This is a genomic window from Thioalkalivibrio sp. (assembly GCF_007692535.1).
In the GTDB taxonomy this organism is placed as follows: Bacteria; Pseudomonadota; Gammaproteobacteria; order Ectothiorhodospirales; family Ectothiorhodospiraceae; genus Thioalkalivibrio.
On record NZ_REBW01000194.1, the window covers coordinates 1 to 5,770 of the forward strand.

General features: G+C 64.5%; 5 protein-coding genes. 2 read left to right on the forward strand and 3 right to left on the reverse strand.

Features of this window, described 5'->3' with window-relative positions:
• From EA346_RS11380 to EA346_RS11390, 3 genes are all read right to left on the reverse strand, one after another.
• A partial coding sequence (locus EA346_RS11380; protein ID WP_296758664.1) for a hypothetical protein occupies positions 1–760 on the reverse strand: 760 nt, incomplete at its 3' end.
• Between the two features lie 191 nt (positions 761–951).
• On the reverse strand, positions 952–2,259 hold the full coding sequence (locus tag EA346_RS11385) for a DNA-processing protein DprA (RefSeq protein ID WP_296758668.1): 1,308 nt from the start codon (positions 2,257–2,259) through the stop codon (positions 952–954).
• Positions 2,260–2,304: 45 nt separating this feature from the next.
• Positions 2,305–4,404: a RecQ family ATP-dependent DNA helicase gene (locus tag EA346_RS11390; RefSeq protein ID WP_296758670.1), complete on the reverse strand. Its 2,100-nt coding sequence runs from the start codon at positions 4,402–4,404 to the stop codon at positions 2,305–2,307.
• A gap of 540 nt (positions 4,405–4,944) precedes the next feature.
• Here EA346_RS11390 and EA346_RS11395 point away from each other — a divergent pair.
• Both EA346_RS11395 and EA346_RS11400 read left to right on the forward strand, forming a co-directional pair.
• Positions 4,945–5,217 (forward strand): BrnT family toxin, encoded by a 273-nt coding sequence (locus EA346_RS11395; protein WP_296758672.1) that lies wholly within the window; start codon positions 4,945–4,947, stop codon positions 5,215–5,217.
• Positions 5,186–5,467 (forward strand): helix-turn-helix domain-containing protein, encoded by a 282-nt coding sequence (locus EA346_RS11400; protein WP_296758675.1) that lies wholly within the window; start codon positions 5,186–5,188, stop codon positions 5,465–5,467. The genes EA346_RS11395 and EA346_RS11400 overlap by 32 nt, the downstream gene beginning before the upstream one ends.
• The last annotated feature ends 303 nt before the right edge of the window (positions 5,468–5,770 follow it).

Consider the following 5,770-nt stretch of genomic DNA (forward strand, 5'->3'; position numbering starts at 1 on the left):
GCGGATTCTCGAAGCTCGAACGCCCGTAGCTCTCGACATAGACGATGATCAGATCCCGCGTGCCCAGGCGGTCGAACAGCGGAGCGACGCCCGCCATCGGGTCATTTCTGGCCAATTCGCGAAAGACGGCAAGATCGGCGCGCGTGTCGCGAACCTGTTCGACACGTTCCAGGCCGACCCGCGCGGTAAAGGCGGCACCCGGGATCAATCCCGAAACCGCATCGGGCAGGGTCACCATTCGGCGCGCCTCTGCAATCTCCGCCACCGCCAGGGCCAGCGCAGGCACCAGCAGCACGCCCGCCGCGAACCTCGAGCTGCGCGCCGGGGCGGCCCGCATCCAGACTCCAGTCGCCCACCAGAGCGCGAGGGCAACCAGTGCAAGCGCGGCAACCGCCGCAGCCAGCGCCAGGGCAGAAAGCACAGCGCCGAAGGAACCCTGTGCCAGAACCCATGCGGCGGACAGCAGATTGATGTCTGCCAGCAGGTTGAAACCACGGTTGAAGGCAATGAACGTCCCGAAATCCGCCACCTTGAGGGCGGCGATCCCGACGATCGTCACCGTCAGGAATGCGCGCAGGACTTGCCCCGCGAGACCCGATCCCACCAAAACCAGCGCGGCGATCACCACCGGCAATTCCAGCGGAAACACCCACAGCGCACCCCATGTCATGGCCGCGGGGTGATTCGGCTGGATCAGCACCAGGTACAGGATCAGCGTTGCAAGGAGCAGCTGTGACGTCAGGTGCAGAGCCTGGGGCATGCGGGGAAGATTTCTCACGTGAGGGTGGACCACTCCAGCTGACCCCGGGTTTCATCGGCAATGGTACCGCCGCTTGCCCCGCCTGCCGCCCCATGCTGCGTGGCGCCAGTATCCACCTTCTCCAATACCAGGCATGACGCCTCCCCTGGCCCGTTTCGCGACCGGACTCGATGGCCGGCAGGTGGCCGCCGTCAGGTACGGATGCGGTAACGGAGCGGCTTGGTCATCTTTTCGACCCTTCCTTCAGCGACCGCGCGCCGCAACCACTGGTTGAGTTGGGTGGCGCACACATCGAGCCGGTCCTTCAGCACATCCGGTGGTTGAGGTGCATCCCGCGTTTCCACCGCGAGCTTGCCCAGGAAGAAGTCGTAAAGACTCTGCTTCAGGGCAGGCCCGGGGTCCAATCCCTCCGGGGGCTCGGGCAAAGAGGCTGATTCCCCCTGAGGGTCCGCAGAGACACCCGGGGTTTCCTTCGATTCTCCCGACTCGCGCACCACCGCGGTTTCGCCGGGCCCTCCGGGAGCGTCGAAGAGGTCGGGTTGTTCCCCTGAAGGCGGCGCGGGGCTGGCATCCGTGAGCAGAGCCTTTACCCGGAGCTCACCGTCAGGCAGCAGCCCTGCGCCCAAACGGACCAGGGCCGAGGTCCCCGACTCATTCCCTTCGTGGCTGTCTGCCCGTACCCAGAGAGGAACCCAACGGTGCTTGAGATTCTCTGTTGCCCCAGACCACGTGCCACCCTTTCCCTTGCCCGTCGCCACCACGACTGCGGCATCGCTCAGACAATAGATGTACCTGTTGCGGGCCATCGCGTTGCCGACATCGAAGCGCGCCTCGGGATTGAACGGCGAAATCAGCACCAGATTCCCCTCCATCAGGGAGCGCCGGTACCTTGCCGCCGTCGCGGCGCGCAAGAGCTGATCCGCGATCACGCCGATCACCGTGCCTTCCCGCTCGAGCGCCCCGAGCATCGCGGCTTCGTCCACGCCGCGCGCGCCCCCGGACACGATGGACCGGCCCTGCCTCGCGATGTCCTGGGCCAGCCGCTTGGTGAACTCGAGATCGATGGTGCTGGCATCACGGGAACCGATGACCGCTATCCCGCCCCTGCCGAGCAATGCCCGATTCCCGACACCGAACAGCACGGGAGGCGCGTTGAGTCTGAGCTGCTGCTTCAGTAACGGTGGATAATCGGCGTCCGTGCGAATCATCACCCACAGCCCGGCCCGCTCCCACCGTTCCAGCGCCATGCCGAGCCCGCCGGAGCGTCCCAGCAGATACTGCAAGCGCTCGCGCGTAATGCTTCGATCCTCCCAGCGCTCGATCCGCTCCAGGTTCGCCTCATCCTGCAGGAGGGCCTCTGGCGAGAGCTTGTTGGCCTTCATCCAGACCGCCAATCGCCCGTACTCACTGGGCGTCAGCGGCCGAGGCTCGTCCTTGACCGGCTTGGAAAACCAGGCATTCAGCAGGAGCACGGCCTCGGCCTGCGGGCTAATGGTCATTAATGGTCATGGCTCGCGCCATGTTCTTTCACGTTGCCATTCATGTCAGTCACCCGTGCCCGCCGTCGCCAGGGCCAGTGGCCATACCGGACCGGCCCCCGCTTCCTTCAGCAAGGCGGCGGCCACCGTCATCGTCCACGCAGAATCAACGAGATCGTCCACCAGTAGCATCGGCCCCGAGGGCAAAGCCGACGCCACCGAGAACACGCCATCGAGATTCCTGCACTGGTGAAATCGATTCTGTTGCATCTTCTGTGGTTCGTTGTCCCACACCTTCGTGATAGCCGGCACGAACGGCAAGCCGAGCCGCTCCGCGAGCCGCCTGGCAAAGTCCGGGACCAGCGCAGGATGCCGCAGCGATGGAATGCACGTCACCCACTCGGGCCGGGGTTCGGGTCGCCAACGTTCCTCCAGCATCTCGGCCGCGGCCGACACCAGCTCATCCCGAAACCTTCCCGCATCTTTGTCCTCAGCGACCACCCTGCCCCATCCTGCGTCGCCCCAGCGAGCGAGGACGCGCCCTCTCTGCGCGCGAAGCCCGGCGGCGAGGTTCCCACGCCAACCGTAACGGGAGAACGCACCCTTCGCCACCTGTAGCTTGCAGTCCAGGGGCTGCTCCGCGTGCCGAAGAAACCGCGCCGCATCCACCGCGAGTTCACGGCTGAAGGACCCGCTGACCACGGGGGACCCCAGGCACACCGAGCACTTTCCGCAGGCGCGGGGCTTGGGATCGTCGAGCGACCGACCCAGGTACTCCATCAGACATTGCCGGGTATCGAGATAGGCCTGAATCTCCTCCCACTCCAGCTCACGCTGCTCGGTCAACCGCGCGATGCGTGCACGGTCGATCCGATAGGACACCGGGGTCCGAACCCACTTCGATCCCTGCTTGAGCACCGGTGACGGATTCTCGACCGACAGCAGCTTGAGCACCTTGTCGATCTGCCCCTGCCGCAGATTGACGGCCTCTTCGAGGTCCCGCACCGCAAGACCATCACTCTCCCCGAGCGCCTTCACGATGCCATAAACGTGCGATTCAGCGGGAAACGCACTGGTCCGGAAGTACGCCTGAATGTCGTGGTCCTCCCGGCCCGACAACAGCACCCCGACCGCGTGGTCGATGGCCCGACCCGCTCTTCCCACCTGCTGGTAGTAAGCCACGATGGAGCCCGGTGCCTGGTAATGCACCACGAACCCGAGATCGGGTTTGTCGTATCCCATGCCCAGAGCCGTCGTGGCAACGAGGGCCTTGATCCGGTTGCCGAGCAACTGATCCTCGAGGAACTCCCGATAGGCATTGCTATCGGGAAAGTCCGGGTGCACCACTCCACTGTAGTACGCACGTGCCGAGACGCCTTTCTGCCGCAGCCACTCCGCCACCTGCTCTGCATCGCGCTTCGTGAGCGTGTACACGATACCCGTACCCGGGAGTTCCGGCAGGTGCTCGGCCAACCACGCCAGGCGCGCCGATTGATCAGGCAACCGGAGCGTCTGCAACGCCAGGGTCTCGCGGGACAGCGCGCCCCGTTGCACTCCGATCTCTCCGAATTGCGCGAGAACGTCGTCGACCACCCGGTTGTTGGCGGTAGCGGTCGTCCCCAGCACCGGCAGGTTGGCTGGAAGCCGTTTCAGCACGTTCACCAGCCGCTGATAGTCAGGCCGGAAATCATGCCCCCAGTCCGAAATGCAGTGCGCTTCGTCGACCACGAGCATCCCGATCCGGTTGGCCACCGGCAGGAGAACGTTCTGCACGAAGTCGTCGTTGGCCAGCCGCTCAGGGGAGATCAACAGGGTGTCCACTTGATTAGCCAGGATCTCCCGGTTCAGGCGCGGCCACTCATCCCTGTTCGTGGAATTGATGCTCAGCGCCCGGAGTCCCAGGCGTTCGGCGGCAACGATCTGGTTGCGCATCAGCGCGAGCAGCGGTGACACGATGAGCGTGGGACCCCTGCCCTGATCCCGCAGGATCCGGGTTGCGATGAAATACACGGAGCTCTTGCCCCAGCCGGTACGCTCCACGACCAGCAGCTTCCGCCGCTGATTCACCAGGGCATCGATGGCCTCCCACTGGCCCTCCCTAAATCGTGCCCGTGGGTTATCCAGGGCTCGCTGAAGCAGACTCTCTCCCTTTGAACGATCCGTCATTTCAACCCCTCCATGGCTGAACCTGCGTCTGTGCTATCCGTCGATCCTCTGTTGCCCATAGCGTAACTCACCCCGCCCCCGACCGCGGATGACGCTGCCCCCGTCCGCCCTGCGCCACTACCCCGCTCGCGGAGGGGCGGTGGGGATGATGTCCGTACGGGCGAAAGGGCTGCCCTTGAACAGCAACGACTGCCCGTCTGCGCACGCCAGCGCATAGGCGAAGGAAATGCCTCTTCCCCGAGGCGGCCATTTCGCCCTGTTTGACTCCGTACCATGAGACTCCGCGCAGCAACTCACGAACCGCACGGGATGCCTGCCGGCGCCGCCCAAGATCGGCTTCATCCCCCGAGAGCATGTGGCGGCAGGGCTCGGCCCCGAGCGGTCACCGAAGGACTTGTTACGAGTGACCGGGCCTACCCGGTGCGGTCATCAAGGGAGCCTGAAAACACCTGTCGCATCGTCACGCCATTGGCGGCAGGAATACGGGGAACCCGTATGTTTCGCCTTGTATCCACTACGGGAATCCAGCATATTCCCGCCATGGAAGACAGATTCGATCCCGCGAAGGATGCGGTCAATCAGATCAAGCACCAGCTTTCTCTGGCCTTTGGCGACCGCATTTTCGAGGACGACAATCACCTGATCCTCCCCTCTATCCGCGAGATCGACGGGGAGGAGCGATTCAAGGTGGTCGGCCTGGTGGGGGACAAGCTGTTTACCGGCATTTTCGTCTGGCGGGACGACCTGCCTCGTTTCATTTCCGTGCGAAGGAGCAACACAGGTGAAGAAAGAGCCTATCATTCTGGCTGCTGATCCGGCGGACCCAGAGGATTTCAACGTAACGCCCGAGGCGCTGGACCGCGGCCAGCGTGCGCGACTGATCCGCAAGACACGCAGCGGGCTTGGCCTCTCGCAAGCCGAGTTCGCGCGCCGGTTTCGCGTTCCGGTCGGCACCTTGCGGGATTGGGAGCAAGCACGCGCCACGGCTCCGGATTTCGCCGTGGCCTATGTGCGCGTGATTGCGCAGTACCCGGATATCGTTGCGCGGGCCGCCGCCTCCTGAAGCAGGCCGTTACCGCCGGCATGGCGTTGCCGGTCGGGGCAGTCCACCGCCCTCAGGCGCAATGCGAAATTACGCACCGGCCTCGCGGTCCGCAGGACATCCCATTGCGGACCCTCAGGCGGTAAGGGTGGGCGGCCCCTCAGGGTCGCGAACCGTCCCTGCGAATCGGTTCATGCTCGTGTTTCCTCAACCACGAACGAGGAGACCGACCATGAACGACAGTGAAATGACCGTTGCCTATCGCCCTGCCCCCTGGAACAAGGGCAAGCTCATCGGCCAGAAGCCACCGCTCAAGCTCAGAGA